10 protein-coding genes are annotated in these 17,138 nt (G+C 66.7%); all 10 read right to left on the bottom strand.

Annotated elements, in window-relative coordinates; translation table 11 throughout:
• Nucleotides 1-15: 15 nt before the first annotated feature.
• Nucleotides 16-1,389: an exopolysaccharide Pel transporter PelG gene (gene pelG, locus QZM72_RS00135; RefSeq protein WP_089471062.1), complete on the bottom strand. Its 1,374-nt coding sequence runs from the start codon at nucleotides 1,387-1,389 to the stop codon at nucleotides 16-18.
• Complete coding sequence (gene pelF / locus QZM72_RS00130; protein WP_301736747.1) at nucleotides 1,389-3,035, bottom strand: GT4 family glycosyltransferase PelF; 1,647 nt, start codon at nucleotides 3,033-3,035, stop codon at nucleotides 1,389-1,391. Before pelF ends, pelG begins: the two co-directional genes overlap by 1 nt.
• Nucleotides 3,032-4,126, bottom strand: a complete 1,095-nt coding sequence (locus QZM72_RS00125; RefSeq protein ID WP_301736746.1) for a hypothetical protein — start codon at nucleotides 4,124-4,126, stop codon at nucleotides 3,032-3,034. Before QZM72_RS00125 ends, pelF begins: the two co-directional genes overlap by 4 nt.
• Entirely contained in the window at nucleotides 4,119-5,579 is a 1,461-nt protein-coding gene (locus tag QZM72_RS00120) for a PelD GGDEF domain-containing protein (RefSeq protein ID WP_301736745.1), read from the bottom strand. Before QZM72_RS00120 ends, QZM72_RS00125 begins: the two co-directional genes overlap by 8 nt.
• Before the next feature lie 34 nt (nucleotides 5,580-5,613).
• Nucleotides 5,614-6,111, bottom strand: coding sequence for a penicillin-binding protein activator LpoB (locus QZM72_RS00115; RefSeq protein ID WP_301737219.1), 498 nt, complete (start codon nucleotides 6,109-6,111; stop codon nucleotides 5,614-5,616).
• 171 nt (nucleotides 6,112-6,282) lie between these two features.
• Nucleotides 6,283-10,491, bottom strand: coding sequence for a tetratricopeptide repeat protein (locus QZM72_RS00110; protein WP_367620018.1), 4,209 nt, complete (start codon nucleotides 10,489-10,491; stop codon nucleotides 6,283-6,285).
• Nucleotides 10,406-13,180: a sugar ABC transporter gene (locus QZM72_RS00105; RefSeq protein ID WP_301736743.1), complete on the bottom strand. Its 2,775-nt coding sequence runs from the start codon at nucleotides 13,178-13,180 to the stop codon at nucleotides 10,406-10,408. Before QZM72_RS00105 ends, QZM72_RS00110 begins: the two co-directional genes overlap by 86 nt.
• Nucleotides 13,181-13,271: 91 nt before the next feature.
• Nucleotides 13,272-13,742 carry a hypothetical protein gene (locus QZM72_RS00100; protein WP_301736741.1) on the bottom strand — a complete coding sequence of 157 codons (471 nt, stop codon included), beginning with the start codon at nucleotides 13,740-13,742 and terminating at the stop codon, nucleotides 13,272-13,274.
• A gap of 536 nt (nucleotides 13,743-14,278) precedes the next feature.
• Nucleotides 14,279-15,364, bottom strand: a complete 1,086-nt coding sequence (locus tag QZM72_RS00095) for a Rieske 2Fe-2S domain-containing protein (protein ID WP_301737217.1) — start codon at nucleotides 15,362-15,364, stop codon at nucleotides 14,279-14,281.
• Between the two features lie 24 nt (nucleotides 15,365-15,388).
• Complete coding sequence (locus tag QZM72_RS00090; protein WP_089471057.1) at nucleotides 15,389-17,089, bottom strand: NAD(P)/FAD-dependent oxidoreductase; 1,701 nt, start codon at nucleotides 17,087-17,089, stop codon at nucleotides 15,389-15,391.
• Nucleotides 17,090-17,138: the final 49 nt, after the last annotated feature.

Genomic DNA, 17,138 nt, shown 5'->3' with positions numbered 1-17,138 from the left:
TGAAAACATATCCCCTCAATGACGCAACATATAGGTTTCGTATTCGAGGCGGCCGAACTTGCGGTCAAGCAGCAGCACCGCCGCGACATCGAGAATGAGCAGTGCAAGCGCGAAGCCGTAGCCGTATGCATCCGGCGTCATCCATAGCGTGATGCCGGTCAGTACGCCGTTGAGCACGACGAAAGCCGCCGACAGCGCCACGACAAGCCGACGCGCGTCGAGATAGAAGAATACGTTCAGCAAACCCAACAGCAGCACCTGCAGACTCGCGGCGATCACGTCGACGAGCAGAAGCGGAAGGTACAGCATCGAAATGTGCAGGGCCGCCAGCAGCCAGTGACCGAAAGCGACGATCAGCACCAGCACGGCGGCCTGCACCTTGATGATTTCATACAGCCCGGCGCGCACGCTGCCGACCATCATGTCGCGCATGTCGTTGATGTGCCGCAGCGTCGCACCGCTGCGCACGGCTTCGTAGAACGCGTCGTAATACTCGACGAAGTCCGCCTCGATGCGTACCAGGAACGTCGCCATCCCGGGCATCACGCAAACGTACGCGATGAACACGGGAATGTCGTAGATCACCGATGCATGCAGCGGCCCGATCACCGGGGCACCCGTGCCCGGCGCATACCAGAACATGAACTTGTCGAGCCATACGCCGAGATTGAACAGCAGTCCGACGAGCGCGAGCGTCGGATACGCGAAGCGCCGGTCGAGCATCTCGAACGACACGAAGCGATCGCTGCGGTAGTTTCGGTAGATCAACCCCGAAAGCCCGGCGAACAAGACGAGGTGCCCTGCGACGAAACCCCCGAGCAGGCCGCAGATGCCCTGCCGGTTCAGCATCAGCGCGAACGCGACCGTGCAGCCGTAGCCGACCAGGAACACCGCAAGGATCTGCCGGTACTGTTTCACGCTGGACAAAAAGATCACCGCGATCCAGATGTTGCTGACGATGACGAATCCCGCGACCATCAGCAGCCGATACAGCAGCGGCTCACCGCGAAATCCCGCCGCCACCGCGATGAAGCCGATGCATCCCGATGCCGCCGTGGCGATGAGCGCCACGCCGTTATAGTTCGACAGCACGAGATCGTCGCGCTTTTCGAACAGCCGGTCGGAGATGAAGCGTGTGAACGACAATTGCAGCGGCCCGGTCAGAATCAGACTGCACGCGATCAGGTAAGTCACCGACACCTGAAACTGGACGATCGCATATTTGGGTATCACGAACGCGATGCTCATCACGCCAATGATCAGGATCCCGAATATCGAAAGAATCAGCGGCCCGGAGCTGATCAGCCCCGCATACGCGTATGCGCGTGCGACGCCGAAAAGCGTCTGCTGCCGCAGGATCTTGCGCAATTCGAAGCCGATGCCGGCCATCAGCGGCCCTCCTTGCGCGAGCCGGACGCAGCCACGCCCGCACCCGCATGGTTCACCGGGCATCCGACTTCGAACGGCTGCCCGCGACGCATCCGGTCGGGGGCGATCGCGAGCGCATCGTACAACGCCCGATACCGGTCGATCATCTGCGCACGCGTGTAGAAGCGTCGGACCCGGGAGAGGCCGGCTTGCTGCGCGGCCTGCCAGCGCCGCGCGTCGCCGAGCAGGTCGAGCGCCGCCTGCGCGAACGCGGCCGGATTCGCGATCGGCACGACCGCGCCGGCGGGCCCGAACGCGCGGTCGTCCTCTCCGAGCCCTTCGATCAGTTGCCGGCACGACCCGACGTCCGTCGTAATCGACGGCACGCCGGCCGCGAAGCCTTCGAGCACGACGAGCGGGAGCGCCTCGCTGATCGACGTCAGCGCGATCACGTCGACTTTCGGCAAAATGTCGTGAATCCGCTGGAAGCCGAGAAAGCGCACCGTCGTCGCGAGCCCGAGGCTCTGCGCGAGCGCCCGGCATTCCAGCGCATAGGCGGGATCCTCTTCTTCCGGCCCGACGATCCAGCCTTCGATTTCCGGCATCGTCCGCGATGCGATGAACATCGCGCGGACGAACGTCTTGATGTCCTTGATCGGCACCACACGGCCGATCAGCGCGACGACGCGGCGCGGGCCGCCGTCCCGCTTGTCCAGCAGCGGCGCGAAGCCGTCCACGTCGACGCCGTTCGGAATGTTGCGCGTCCGGGCGGCCTCGGCGCCGTCGGCGATCTGACGGTGTCGATTGGCCTCGTAGAGCGCGACGATCTCGTCGGCCGCGTCGTAGGCGAGCTTGCCGAGCGCTTCGAAGAAGCGCACCCACAGCGCGCGGAAATAGCTGATCGTCGATACGTCCCGCTCGAACGCGCCGCGGTTGTCGCGGATCCACTCGCTTTGCAGCAGATCGATCTTGCGTTCCTTGGTATAGATGCCGTGCTCGGAAACGAGCAGCGGACGGCCCGTGCGGTAATGCAACAGCGCACCGAGAAAGCCCGCGTAACCCGTCGACACGGTGTGATAGACGCGCGCCGGCGGCAGTGCGCGTGCGATCCGCGCAAGCTGCCACAGCGGCTTGTGCATGATCCGCACCGTCCAGAAGTAGTCGGTGAAGGAAGGGTCGGTGCAGTAGCGGTGATAACGCTCGACGATGAAGTCCCACGCCGCGCGGCTGGTGGAAAACTGCTGTTCGTTCAGTGGTCCGTCGTCGCCGATCAGTTGGACCAGGTCGGCCATCAGCGCAGCCGGGTTCGCCGCGACACCGTCCGTACCCAGCCCGCGCCACGCATCGTGCAGCGCGGCCGATCGCTTGAACGCTTCGGGGTCGCCGGGAATCTCCCGTGCGCCGCCCGTATCGGCAGGCACGTCGCCATACAGATAATGGGATTCGAAGTGAACGACGTTGTCGGGCAATCCGTACGCGGCGCCATGATAGTCGTCTTCCCGGCTGCCGATGAACACGATCGCGAAGTGCTTGTGCGGGTATGCACGAATCATCTCGTTGACCCAGCTCGATACGCCGCCTCGCACATACGGGAACGTGCCTTCGAGCAGCAGGCAGACGTCGATCGCGGTCGACGGCCCGGCACGGCGGTGAATGGACGGTTTCATGACGACCAGTAACGAACGACGGGATTGAGAACGGGCAGCGCGGCCGCATTGCCGAGCGACGCGAGCAGCTCGGCCGTGCGCGAATACTCGCCGCGCAGGAACGCGGCCTCGGCGAGCCACGGCACGAGACGCTCGCGCGGAAAGCCCCATTCGAGCGCGCGGCTCATGTATTGCATGGCCGCATCCGCGTCGCCGGTCGCGAGTGCGAGGCGGCCGCGAACGAGCCACATCGCCGCGTCGCCCGCGTCGATCGCGAGCGCGGCCTGCGCGTGGCGGTCGGCCTGTTCGCGCGTGTGCCCGTGCACCGCACCGAGCACGAGATTCTGATAGACCAGCTCGAAGTACAGCTCGGCAAGCCGGCGATGGGTCGCCTGGCGCGTTGCGTCGTCGGTGGCGGCGTCGAGCGTCTGCTGCGCGTGGAAGATGTTCTGCGCGATCTCGTTCTCGGCGCGGTCGAGCGTGCCGTATGCGATGAGCCGCACGTCTTCGAGCGGATCGGCGAGCAGATCGCGCAGCAGCGTGCCGGTCGTGCGCGTCGGCATGCTCTGGATCGCAACGAGCGCGGAGAGACGATCCGACGCGGCTACCCGGGTATTCACGAGACGCGCCTGCAGACGCGCGCCGCCGCCGTGCGAGACGCGCGACACGAGATAGGTGACGAACTCGGGCAAAGGCACGTCGGCGTATGCGTCGTCGCCCTGCTTCGCGGGCCAGCAAGCCGCCCACGCACAGCTGGCCAGCACGACGAGGCCGCCGCCGACAGGCACGAACGTACAGGCGAGCCAGAGCGCCGCGAGCGTCCCGTTGCGCGGGGTTCGGTAACGTTGCGGCAGCAACTGCCGGTACAGCAGCGCCTGCGCCGCGCCGCCCACCACCATCGCGCCGAACACGGGCCACAGGGGGTCGACCGGCGATGCGGGAACGGGCATCGCCGCCCCCGCCCGGGCGAACCCGCCGAACCGCGCGAGCACGGCATACTGCAGCGCCGCGACGATCGCAATGCCGACGGATGACGCGAGTGCGGCCAGCATCGACGCCGATGGCACCCGTAACGCGCCGGGGGGCCACGAACCGGATCGCAGCCTAGACATGGATGCCGCTTCCCTTCAGCAGGCGCTGCAATGCCGGCCCCGGTTCGAGGCTGCCCAGATGCAACGTATGCACGCCGACGCGCGCGCCTTCGAGATCGAGACCGAACTGCGCATCGAGGCTCGCCTCGACGCGTGCGAGATAGCCGTCGACGCCGGCCGTATCGGTCGCCGGCATCAGATTCACGAGCACCGATTGCGTCGGCGTCTTCAGCGGCCATACGAGATCGAGCGAACGGCGCCCGCGCATCACGTGCTCGAACAGCGAATCGTCCGCCTCGTCGTGCTGGAACACGAGCGCGACCACCGACGACGCGATCCCCGACTCGCGCTGCAGGCGCGTCAGACGCGCGATGTCGAGCGCGAATTCGTACGGGCACGCCGGTACCGCCGCCACCACGTCGCGCACGCACGTCGCATGCTCGACGCCGTCCGCGTAATAGCCGAGCAGCACCAGCAGCAGTTGCAGATTGTCGAAGTTCAGCGACAGAAACGGCATGCGCTTGATCGCGAGCAACGCGATCAGGCGACCGTCTGCGCACACGACCGGCGCGGCGACGAGCAGCGCCGTATTCGGCGCCACGTCGCCGCTGCTTTTCGGATGGGCGATGCATTTCGTCTCGAGCGCGCGGGCCACGAGGCTGTCGCGCGGATCGAAATCGAATGCATCGCCGAGCCGCGCAACCGGTTCGCACACGATTCCGGGCGAGTTCGTCGCGCCTTCGACCGGATACAGCGCCGCCACCTCGATCTGACACGCCTGCGCGACGAATTCGAGCAACGCGTGCGCACCGGGTAGCCGTACCGTGCTCGCCGCACCCTGCGGCGGCGCATCGAATCCGTGCGCGAGCGACAGCCGGCGCAGTTCGGTGATCGAATCCCGCAGCGTGGTCGGCTTCGACAGCAGGTCCTTTTCCAGCCGCTCGTGCGACAGACGCATCAGGTAGTGGCTCTTCGTGATCGCGACGAGCCGGTCGTTCAGATAGTCGTTGAGCGCGTTCGCCCGAGTTGCGCGAGCGCCCCACGTGTCGCCGAAATGGCCGACGACGATCGTCTGCAGCAACCCGCCGGCGAAGCGCTGCAGCGGCCACGCTTCGCCGGCCGCGGCAGGATGCAGGTGGGCGACGCATTGCCATGCGCCGATCATCAACGCGTTCGCGAGCAGCCCGAGCAGCGTCCCGTAACGCAGCGCGACGATGAGCGGGCCGAACCACAGCCACGGAAAGTCCGCACGCAGCAGCAGCGGATCGCTCCGGTCGAAGTACCAAGCAAGCGCGAGCACGAGCAGCATGAACACGATCGTTTCCACGACCGAAACCGGCCGTGCAGCGGCAGGCGCGACGAGACGGCGTACCGTACTCAGGTGCCCGAACGGATTCGCCTGACGCGATCGAGGCGACGCCGGTGCAGGGCCGCTCCCGCCGTGCGGGTTGCCGGTAGCGTTCGCGGCGCTCATGGTCGCCTCCGGGCCCAGTCGTGTCGGGCACGCATCACGAGCGCGGCCGCAACGGCGCGAGCAGGCGGCCGACCAGCGCATTCGCGACGCTCGACAGGCTCGAACGGCTCCAGCCGCTGCGCGTGCCCGCCGCGCTCCAGACGACCCGGCCCGAATCGACGTCGACGAGTTCGAAGGTCAGCCCCGCGACCGGCTCGCCATCGACGCCCACCTTGTAGCGCCACTCCTCGACGGCGCCGGCCAGCACGTACTTCACGTGATGCTCGCGCGCCCATGCGAGCCGACGCTCGCCCGTGTCGCGCTGCGCGGTGTCGAACATCGCGTTGCCGTCTCCGTCGGCCGGCGCGAGACGCACGTCGGCCAGCCCGTTCGCGCGCAATACGGTCGCCGCGAGCGCCGCGGCGCTCCCGCCGGCCGCGGGCGTTTCGGTGAAGTTCGCAATCGGTGCGATCGCCACCGCATCGCTGGCCGCGAGCGTCGGCGCCGCGGTCTGTCGCATCGAGCCGCAGCCCGCCAGTACCGCCGCCGACATCGCGATCGCCGCGCCCCAGCGGACGAGCCGGGCCGCCTCCGCGCCGCGCAACCATCCGGACCGTACAGTCGCTTCGTTCATCTCGTTCATCGAACCACTCCCTACTCACTTCGTTGCATGCATCATCGTGTGCGTCGTTCCGTTCGCGCCGCGCAACGATGGAAACCGGAATCAATAAAACCAGCGGTATTGCGCGCCGACCACCGTCACGGGCGTACCGAGGCGTGATACACGCTGGTGCTGGATGAACAATGCGGCGTGATCCCCGCCGAACACCGAACCCGCCATGCCGGCATCGACGGCCGCTCCGCCGCCCTGAATCGAATCGTGCAGGACGCCGACCTCGAGAAACGGCCGCCACCGATGCGTGTACCGCTCGCGCAGATCGGTCCCGAACCCCGCGAACAATCCGTATTGCGTGTACGTGGCCGGCATGAAGTTTCCCGCGGAGCCCGACCGGCTCGCGGCAGGCAGAAGCGACGAAATCAGCGTGTCCGCCCGCCCCCCCGCACCGTAATCGCCGTGCGTGCCGACGACGCGGATCGTATAGTCCGGGTACGCCGTACGAATTCGGTAGCTGACCTGCGCGGTCGACAGCACGCCGCTGCCGAGATAGGTGCGCGCCTGGCTGTAGAAACGGTCCATCTCGACACTGCCGGACACCGTCACGCGTTCGTTCGCCTGCCAGCTCCCATCGGCGATCAGGTTGTCCTTCATCCCGCCGATGCGCAACGTCGGCAGCTCGTCGGCGACCTGATCGCGGCCCGCACGTATGCCGAGCTGCAACGGTCCGTTGCGTCCGAATTCCGCGCCCAGTCCGATCGTATAGAAGGCGTCGAGTCCTTCGCGGCGGCCCGCACTCACCGTGAACGCATCGTCACGCGTCTGCCGCCTGGCATGGACCACCAGCGAGCGGTCCGCCGACGGCACGTTGACCAGTTGCGATGCGTCCGTCGATCGCTGGAGGTCCAGCGTGGCGGTCATGCCGATCAGGTAATGCCCGGCGATCTTGCGGCTTGCCGCGATCGTCTGTTCGCTGTAATCGAGCGGATGTTCGGCGTAGCGCGTCACGGTCGCGTCGAGCGACTGCGGCCACGCGAGCGCGGTTTCGACGAAACGCCGATGCATTTCGCTGTCGTCGGGCGCGCCATCGAGGCCGTCGAACGCGAGCGTTTGTGCTTGCCCCGGACGGTCGACGGCTTCGGCCGCATCGATCCGGTCGTAGCGCGGCAGGCGCACGCCCCGATCGAGCAGACGCTCCATCGTTCCGATGTCGCCGTCGGCGAGCGCGACGGTCAATTGCGCGGACGCCGGCCGCGCGAACAGGTTCGCCGCCTGCAACGCGAGCCACCGCTTCGCAAGCGGATTCGCCTCGTGCGACAGCGCCCACGTGATCGCCACCTCCTGCGCGACTGCCGCGTACGCACGGCGATCTTTTTTCAGCATGTCCTGCATCGATTTCGCGCTACCCCGCGCCGACGATTCGAGCGGCGAAAGACCGCGTGCATCGCCGAGCAAGGTACGGCGTTCGCTGATGAAATCGGCAGCCGCCGAGCCGTCCTTCAGCAGTGCGTCGAGCAGCGCGACCGCGTGGTCGGCGTTCGAATATTGCGCAGCCAGATCGACGCCGCGGCTGCGCACCTCCAGGCGCGTCTCGATGTCCTGCGACGTACGCGCCGGAACACCGCGTTGCATGGGTTGAGCGGCTTGTGGCGCCTGCGTCGTCCGTCGCGGCGGCGAGGACGATGCATCCCGTTCCTGCGGCGTCTGCCGGGCCCGCTTCCGGCCGAATGCGCCGATCTGCAGCCACACCTTGCGGCGAATCGACCACGCGAGATCCGGACGTCCCGCCATTTCCTGCGCGTCGGCGTACGTAAGCAGCCACAGCGGATCGTGCGACATCATCACGGCCTGACGGCGCAGATATTCGAGTGCATCGACGGGCCGGTTCAGGCGCAGTTCGGCCGCGGCATACGGTCCCCATAGCGGCGCGTCAGCCGAAGCCTTGTCGCGCCAGCGCTTGAGCGCCGCACGCAACTCGGCATCCGTGCCGTAATCGACCAGCGTCCACAATAGCGCCGCATTCAGATCCGCCGATGCGCCAGGCAGATCGACCGCACGCTGCAGATCGCGCAACGCATCGAGCGGACGCCCCGCTTGCCGCTCGTACTCGGCGCGCACGCCGAGAAAACCCGGCGACGCCTCGGCCGCCTCGCGCTCCTGCGGCGTGAGGCTCGCGAGCAGCGCGTCGATGCGTTCCATCGCGCCGGCCGCCGTGTAGTAGTAAACCGCCTGCTGCAGCGCACGCACGGTATGGTCGCGCCGGTAGTGCAGCGCCGAGATGCGGCCGGCGTCGATCGGGTACGCATCGTAGAAGTACGACATGTCGGCCAGATCCTCGGGTGTCGCCGCATCGCTCGCCAGCAGGTGGCGATACGCGTCGTGCGCCGCGTCATCACGTTGCAGCAGGCGCGCCAGTTCGCCGTAGTTGCGCCAGAACGCCACTTCGCCGTCCTGCGCGTAACGGCTCGCGTTCGTCATTGCATCGAGCGCGCCCGCGTAGTCGCCGTCGCGGTACAGGACGTTGGCGGTATGCAGCGCGTAGCGCGGATTGCGCGGCTCGCGCCGTTGCAGCCGACGGTAGATCGCGAGCGCCTCGTCGTCGTGGCCGGCACGTTCCGCGAGCGCACCGGCGCGTTCGTCGAGCGCGTTCGCTTCACGGCCGTGCGGCAGACCGTCGAGGAACGCGATCGCGTCGTCCGGCCGCCCGAGGCGCTCATACGTTGCGGTGATGGAATCGACGAGCTTGAGATCATTGGGCGTCGCCCGCGCCGCCTGCAGCAAAGCCGCCAGGTAGGCGTCGTCGTCGTCCAGCATCGGGGCGATGCGCCGAACGTTCCGCCAGCCGACGGGGTCGCCCGTTTGTCGCGCATAGTCGAGCCAGGACTTCAGCGCGAGCTGCGACGCCCCGTTCCATTCGGCCACCTGCGCCAGGCGCTTGCGCCACAGCGCCGAATGCGGCTCCTTGGCGAGCTGCGCGAGCGCGACCTTCTGCGCATTGGCGGGATCGGCGGACTCCAGGAACGACTTATAGAGGAGATCGGCAATGCCCGCCCCATCGGCAGCCGGCGGCGACGGAAGTTGCACAGCCCCCGCATGCTTCGATACCTGTGTCGCGGCGACGAAGCCCATCATTGCGTCGCGCCGTTGCAGCGCGACCTTCACGACGTGCGCCCGCGGTTGCGTCTGTGCGGTGACTTGCGCTTGCGCCGCATCGATGAACGGGCCGTGGCCGTCACGGCCTGCCCGGAGCTGCCGCGCGACGCCACCGCGACGTGCGCTGCCCCATGCCGTCGGACCGTCCAGATACGCGTACGCCCGCGGCGTCGAATCCGACCCGTGAACCGCCGACATGGCGAGCGCGCGCTCCGCGCGCCGGCTCCGATAGGCAATCCCGCCGATCCCCGCGCGCCGCGCCAACGCCTTCGCATACCGCTCGATCAGGTCCGGCCGCTGCGCCGCCCGTGCGAGGTCGAGCAACGCGACGAGCGTCGGCCGATCGTCGATGAACGCGTCGTTCTGGCGCTGCGCAACCGCGATGGCATCGGCGGTCAGATTGCCGGCCTGCAGCACGCGAATGCCCGCGATGAAGCAGCGTCGCTGGGCGCCGAGCGTCGTCGCGTTCTGCTGACGCTCGAACCAGCTGTCGGCCGCCTCCTTGTAGTCGCCGATCTGCAGCGCGTAGCGCGACACGTATCCGTCCCACGTATCGCGATGTGCGGTGTCGCGCCGCGCGAGGCGCACATAGAAACGCAGCGCGAGCGCGGGGGCACCGACCGATGCCGCGGATTGCGCGAGCCATTCGAGATCGGGATCGGACCAGTCGAGCGCGGCCGCGTCGGAGAGCTGCCGGCGCAGCGCGGCAAGCGCAGCGGAACGGCGCGGATCGTCGGCCTGCATCGCGTTCGTGCGTTGCTGCGCGATCGCGAGCCGCAGCTTCATCGCGGCCTGCCGCAGCGGCGCGGAAGCCGCCTCGTCCATCCGTTGAACGACCCGCCCTGCATCGGCGAGCCGGCCCAGCGACACATATTGCTCACCGAGCATCGCCAGTAGCGCTTCGTCGCGCGGCCGCACTTTCAGCCACGCTTCGAGATACGCCGCGCTCAGATCGCTCGGGCCGCCAACCGCGGCCATCCGCTCACGCAGCCCGTCGTGCGGTGCAACCGCATAGCCTGCCAGCAGCACGACGCCTGCCAGCACCAGCACCAGCCATGGCGGCGCGATACGCGGACGCTTACCGGCCACACGCAATCTCGACCGGTTGGTAGTGCATCGGGTGACGGACGTCGGCCGCCGTTTCGAAACGGAGAACCGTTCCATCGCGCCGTGCATCGATCGGTCGGCCCGCGATGCGCACACGGCAGCGCTGCGCGTCGGCGAGCTCGACGAACGGCTGATAGTAGCCGCCGAACTCGAATGACATCCCGTCGGCGGTACGGTGGAAGTTCCGGACGAATCCGTTCGCTTGCGCGATATACGGCGTCCCGCCCGGGCCATGCGGTTGCGCTGCGCCGCGCAAGCCGTTCTCCGTGTCGCGCTCGAACACGACACGCGCCGCGCCGTCGGCGATATGGATATAGAGGCCGTCCGGGCCGGGCGCATAGCCGGTCACGCCCTGCGATGCACGCAGGTCGGGCACGTCGTTGCGCGGCCAGTGCAATTCGCGCACGTCGCCGTTGCCGCGCACGACCCATGCGCCGCCGGCCACTTCGCGCGCGACCGCGAAACCGCGCCAGTCCAGCACCTTGTGCGTGTAATCGGTGATGTAGACAGGCAGCACCGGCTGCTTCAGCACGGTCGAGTAGATCTGGTCCAGCGCGCGCAGCGACGCGAGCTTCGTGCCGCTGTACATGTGGTAGTACACGTCGATCGGTTTGAAGCGATACGGATGCTCCGTCATGTCGTAGGTCTCGAGTACCTGCGTGAAACCATAAAACGGGCCCTGCCAGTCGTTCGTGTAAACGTTCTCGTCCTGGTTCGGCGCGTATACCTGGTACGCGCCCGGCCCCTTGTCGACGCCGAGCGGCGCGATATGGGTCCAGCTGTTCATCGACTTGCGGATGATCGTGTCGCCGCCGTTGATGTTCTGCACGCCGGCCGCATAGGCCTTGCGCACGGCGATCGCGGGCGGCTCGCAGTCGCCCGGCCATTGCAGCACTTCGGTACGCTTGCCCGGCGGCGCGAGACGCGAATCGATGTACGCGATCGAACCGGCGATCTCGCGGTCGAGATCGAACGTGTAGCCCGGGATATCCAGCGAGAACGCCGTGTCGCCGCCGTTGCCGCGCTCGACGTTGTTCCGGTGGTCGACGCGTGCGCCCGTCGTCGCATCGAGGTCGGCCATCTGGAACGGATGCGAGTAGGTATGCGAACCGATCTGCACCCACGGCAGCGCGAACATCTGCCGCGCGAGCGCTTCGAGGCGCGGCGACAGTTTCGGATACAGGCCGGTCGGCCCCACTTCGCCTTCGATGACCGACAACGTCATCGGCACCTTGTAGCGCGTGAAGATCCGTCGATAGAGCGCGTCTCCCGAATAATCGGCGCCGGGGAATTCCGCGCGCGACGCATAGCCGTCGCCGTCGACGTGCGACATGAACAGGCGCCGGCCGTTCTCGGTCGTGACGCTCGGCGACGGCATCCGCACGAGACGCAGCGCGTCGGTCACGAACGAGATCGGCTGAATCGCCCAACGCGTCTGCCCGATGCCGTTCAGCGAAACCACCGTGTACGGACTCAGCGTATAGCCGCCCCACGGCGTGATCGCGGCCGCGTCGACGTTCGTGCCCGCCGCCGCGAGCCGCAACAGCACACGGCTGCGCGATCCGACGCGCATCCCGACGAGATCGCGCGCATCCGGCCTCGGATCGATCTCGAAGTGCATCATCGGATCGCGCGTCACGACGCTGAGCGGCGCCGTGAACGGGCCGGGCACCGGCTGCAGATCGAGTGCCGCGCCCTCTTCCTGCGCGGCGTCGAAGCCGAACTGTCCCATGAAGGCGACCGGCACGTGATCCGCGATGCGCGCATCGATCCAGCGCCGCCATCTCGCGGGATCGGCGGGCTCCGCGCCTTCGATCCAGGCGACGACGCCCGCGTAACGGTCCGGTGTGATATCGGTCGGCAACGGGGCGTCGAGATCCGCGTATTCGACGTCGTAGCCAAGATAATTGAGCGGCATCGCGAGGTCGCGCACGCCGCGCGTTTCGTCCACTGGCGTATCGGCGTCGCGGTTCTGTACGATCAGCACCTTGCGCGGCAGCACTTCGATCGCACCGATGCCGACGACGTCGCGGCCGGCGTCCGTCACGTACGGTGTCACGCCGGTCGCGACGACCTGCGCGGCCGTCGCGCGGGCACATGCCCGGTCGGTGCGCTCGCAGATCTCGAGCGACAGCACCGGCACGTGCGTCTCGCGCATGAAAAGCCGCGCCGCGTCGACGCGTGCGCTGCGGTCGGCGGCGGCGACGTCGCGTACCGAACGCATGTCGTCGCCGTCCATGAAACCGCGTACCAGCGGCGGACCGAGCACCGCGTAAAGCACGCTCGCATGCGATTGCGCCGCACGCAGCGCATCGTTGCCGCCGACGATCAGCCGCGCGTCAGGATAAGTCGCATGAATTGCCTCGCTCGATGCAATCGCCTCCGGCGTGTCGAGCAGGAAGCCGCGATAACCGCGCGCCCACAGCGGCTCGATGCGCTGCGAGACAAACGCCGCGGGCCCGAGTGCCGGGCCCGACGCGCCGTGCGGTACGCGTGCGACCCAAACGGTATGCGCGAGCGGGTGCGTCGCCGGATCGAAGCCCCGGGCGGGATCGAGCACCACGGCGTCGAACGCTTGCAGCAAGCCTTCGGGCGGCTGGGCACCGTCGAAAAACGCGACGTTTGCACGTGGCGCGGCCGGCGGGGATGGATGTTCCGGGGTATCGGCCGCCAGGGCGTGCAGCGAAACGAACGCAAGCGCGGCGATGCACAGAGTCGCGGCAACGCTGCCGCGGGCAGCAAGCATGGAGGCCGTGCTCGCTCTGGGTTGGTGATTCAATTCGTGTCGTTCCGGACGTCAGGCAATGCCGGCGCATGCCGCCCCGGCACAGGTAAGATTAGCGGATGGTGTCTACAGCCGGGAGCCGTCCCCACATACGCACGGGACCGTCGCGCCCCATCGGCGCACGCGCATGCAGCAACCACGATGCAGGGGAGATCGTTTGCGCACGCACCGTTTGCCGGCGCCCACGCCCGCTGCGCCCCGCGTCGGCGATACGCGGCATCTGCAAGCGCGTGGCGACGCCGAAACCGGCGGCCCTGTCGGCAGTCAATACCAGGGCGGCTTGAAGTGCGCCCATGCCGTGTATGTCCGAGTAATATGCGAGGCGATCCGTGCTCTCGATCTTCGCCGCGGCGGGCAGCACTTCGCCTCGATAGACGACGAAAAAACAGCACGTGATGATCCACACACACAAGACCCGCACCGCAAATGGCTGCACGCGCGGCGCATTGCAGCCATCGACCGCGGAAGAGCCGATGGAACTGGCGACAAGCATCGAACCGGATGCTTTTTCCGACTTGGCCATACTTATTATTTCCCCGTTTGTTCTTCTTTTTAAAATTACCATGCCCAATGGTGAATTTTATGTTCTTACATAAATTTATGTTTTGATGCGACATCGTAAAGATGGCGAAGGCATTTCGACGGAAATCCGCCGCGTGATGGGATAACACCTTCGCCCAATCGGACCATAGCCATCCAGCGAGAGCGAAATCACCGGCGACGTTTGTGGATTATCCCGGCCCAAGATGACCTGCGTATGGCATTCGACTCTTTCGATACGTCGTAGAGGGCGCGACGCGCACCATGGCCGCACACGTTTGCGCCGCCGCACTGCCATGGATTGCGATTGCTCCGAATATCGCATTCAATTGCCGTGCAGCCTGCCTTTAACCGGGATTTACCCGCGCCGCCGCACATGCGGTTGGCATGCCTACGCGCAGGCACGCCCGCATTCGCTTCGATCGATACCCTCGCCGGCCGGGCGCGACCCGGCCATCTTGTCATCGCGTATCGCGCATATCGATGTCGCCGGCAATCCCCGGCATCGCCGCGGCACCGCTATCGGCCGACGCGGTCGACCCAGCCGCGGTAGAACGCGCGGTACTTGAGCACGAGCTTGTCGTACTTGCTGTACGCGCCACCGCCGTCCGGCTTCATCCCGTTCCAGATCTTGACGTCGTACCCGGCGGCTTGCCGGGTCTGAAGCCCGAACAGCACGTAGTCGGTCGCGCGGCGCAGGACGCCGCCCACCTTCTTGATCGAGATCAACATGTGCATGACGTTCTTGCCGTCGCTCACCGGCGTCACGCACTGGAGCAGCTTGTACTTGACGACGCCATCCAGCGCGACGGTCATCACGCAGCCGCCGGGGTAGCCGTCGAAGTGCAGGTTCATCTGCGACATGTTCAGGCCCAGCGCGCGCGACAGCATGCCGAGAGGCCCGAAATACCGGTTCACGGTGAAGTCGATCCCGGCGCCGAACCACGCGCCGGCCCGCGCCAGCGACTCGACCTCCGGCCACGCGCGCCAATCGTCGAAGAGCTTGAGCTCGAAGGCCGAGATCGGGAGCGCGTGGACGGGCGTCGCGTGCTGCGCGTCGTAGAAGTTCTCGACGATCCGCAAGACCGCCGTCGTCGTCTCGAACGCGAAGTGCAGGTGCATGAAATCGCCGTTGTCGACGTCGGCCGCGGCGATCTCGGGCAGCGGGTGCTGCGGCTGCGGAGAGCCGTACCAGACCCACACGTAGCCATACCGATCGGCGGTGACCCACGTCGGCTGGCGCGCCCCGCGCGGCACCGGCTCCAGCCGGTGCACCGTCGCGCTGTGGCCGGGAATATGCACGCACTGGCCGTGCTCGTCGTACCGCCAGTGGTGAAACGGGCACTGGATGCACCCATCCTTGATCTGCCCGTCGGCCAGGTTCGCGCCGAGATGCGCGCAGTGGCGGTCCATCACCACGGCCCGGCCCGTCGTGCCGCGCCACGCGACGCACGGGCGGCCGAACAGCGTCAACGCGGTCGGCTTGTCCTTGAGGTCGTCCGAGCGCATCGCGACGTACCAGCTCGCGGCCACGCGCGTGGTCGCGTCATACGCCGCCGACGGATGCTCGCCGGCGCGCACTTGATTCAATTGAACGTCGTCTATCATTTTCATTCCGGGGTCGGTCGACTACTTCAGCGCCAGGCCGATGCGGGTCGTGACGTACGCCCTGAGCAGCGCGAACATCGGGTTGTAGTCGAAATACCGTTTCACCTCCGCCGGCGCGCTGGTCTGCGTCCAGTGCAGCAGCTTCATCGCCGGCAGCAGGCTGTACTTCGAGTTGTTGAGCTGCGGTTTGGCGCCTGTGATGCAATATCCGAAGCCGAACATCGGCTTCGCGAATTCGCGTTCGTTGATCAGAACGTGAATCCGCGCCGCGGCTTCCTCGGCCGACTTGAGCCCGGCGCTCACGGCCTCGACCTCGGCCTTGGCGTCGTTGAACAACTGGTAGTAGCCCTCCATGTCCGCGCACAGGAACCCGAGGTACGGCGCGTTGTCGTCGAGGTGATCGAGATCGCGCTCGTCGCGCGACGCGCGGAACCTCGCATGCGCTTGCACGAGCCGGAACTGCCCGAGGATCGTGCCGACCGCCCACAATCGGTGGAACGCGTCCCACAGGCGGAAGTCCGAGAACGCCGTGTAGCAGCAGCTGACGAAGTCGTCGTTGTGGTCCAGCAGCTTCTGCTGCAGGCGCTCGATGTACTCGAAGCGCTCGGGCGAGAAGTCGTCATCGCGCAGCGCCTTAATCAGGCGCGCCGCGAGCGCATGGATCGTCACCGCGGTGTTCTCGAGCCCGCGGGAAAAAAGCGGATCGATGAACCCGTTCGCATGCAGCATCAGGCAGTAGCGGTCGCCGACGCAGGCGCTCGACGAAAACTGCAGGCGGTCGGTCTTGACCCAGTCGCGCACCGGCACGGCATCGCGGAACTGCGCCGCGATGCTCGGGAACCGCGCGAGGAATTCGTCGAATTCCTGCTGCGCGGAGATATCCGTTTTCGGGTAGACACGCGGGTCGAGCTGCAAACCGACGCTCACCAGGTTGTTGGTCGAGCGCGGGTGGTTGTTGAACGGAATCACCCAGAGCCAGCCGCCCTCGAACATGTGGTGCAGGGTCCCCTCGTGCCAACGCCAGCGCTGCCCCTTGACCTTGAAGATGTCGTCGAACGGCTTGACCCCGAGCATGTGCGTGTAGAGGCTGCGCGAGTGCGTCTTGAAACGGCACGGCTCTTCGCGCAGCCCGAACTTGGTCGCGAGCGGCGCGCGCGGGCCGCCGCAGTCGATCATGTAGCGGCCGGTGAAACGTTCGCCCTGGGCGGTGGCCACCGCGACGCCGTCCTTGTCGGCGTGGTATTCGGTCACGCTCGTCTTCTGGCGAACCGTGCAGCCGTACTTGATGGCGGCTTGCAACAGGTACGCGTCGACGTCCTGCCGGTAATAGTGGCTCTCCGGCCCCCACGGCAGCTCGGGAATCACGCATTGCGTGAATTCCTTCGGGTCGTGCTCCTCGCCGGGCTTGTGGAACACGAAACCGAAGTTGCGCTTGATGCCCGTGCTCGACGCGACGTAACGCTGCGTCGCATAGAACGACGTGATGTGGTCGAGCTCCGGAATGCCGTAGCGATCGGCGATGATGCGGTTCATCAGCGACGTCTCGGGGATCGACGATTCGCCGATCGTGAAGCGCGGGTGCGACGATTCCTCGAGGATCAGCACGCGAAACCGCTGCTTGGCCAGGATGGCGCCCATCTGGGTGCCCGACATGCCCGAGCCGAGGATGATCACGTCGTAGTGGTTGCTGTCGCGCCCGTTCGCGGGGCTCTGCTGAGTCATGGGGCAAACTCTCCTGGTGAGATGGAACACATGGCCGCCCGCGCCAAGC

The sequence above is a fragment of the Burkholderia sp. AU45388 genome (assembly GCF_030481585.1).
GTDB classification, from domain to species: domain Bacteria; phylum Pseudomonadota; class Gammaproteobacteria; order Burkholderiales; family Burkholderiaceae; genus Burkholderia; species Burkholderia sola.
Note: the sequence above shows the minus strand (reverse complement) of the source record. Positions and strands in the feature narration are given on the sequence as shown.

What these genes read in the sequence shown, in the direction of transcription:
- pelG (WP_089471062.1), bottom strand. Translation starts at nt 1,389, where the DNA reads ATGGCCGGCATCGGCTTCGAATTGCGCAAGATCCTGCGGCAGCAGACG.
- pelF (WP_301736747.1), bottom strand. Translation starts at nt 3,035, where the DNA reads ATGAAACCGTCCATTCACCGCCGTGCCGGGCCGTCGACCGCGATCGAC.
- QZM72_RS00125 (WP_301736746.1), bottom strand. Translation starts at nt 4,126, where the DNA reads ATGTCTAGGCTGCGATCCGGTTCGTGGCCCCCCGGCGCGTTACGGGTG.
- QZM72_RS00120 (WP_301736745.1), bottom strand. Translation starts at nt 5,579, where the DNA reads ATGAGCGCCGCGAACGCTACCGGCAACCCGCACGGCGGGAGCGGCCCT.
- QZM72_RS00115 (WP_301737219.1), bottom strand. Translation starts at nt 6,111, where the DNA reads ATGTCGGCGGCGGTACTGGCGGGCTGCGGCTCGATGCGACAGACCGCG.
- QZM72_RS00110 (WP_367620018.1), bottom strand. Translation starts at nt 10,491, where the DNA reads ATGGAACGGTTCTCCGTTTCGAAACGGCGGCCGACGTCCGTCACCCGA.
- QZM72_RS00105 (WP_301736743.1), bottom strand. Translation starts at nt 13,180, where the DNA reads ATGCTTGCTGCCCGCGGCAGCGTTGCCGCGACTCTGTGCATCGCCGCG.
- QZM72_RS00100 (WP_301736741.1), bottom strand. Translation starts at nt 13,742, where the DNA reads ATGGCCAAGTCGGAAAAAGCATCCGGTTCGATGCTTGTCGCCAGTTCC.
- QZM72_RS00090 (WP_089471057.1), bottom strand. Translation starts at nt 17,089, where the DNA reads ATGACTCAGCAGAGCCCCGCGAACGGGCGCGACAGCAACCACTACGAC.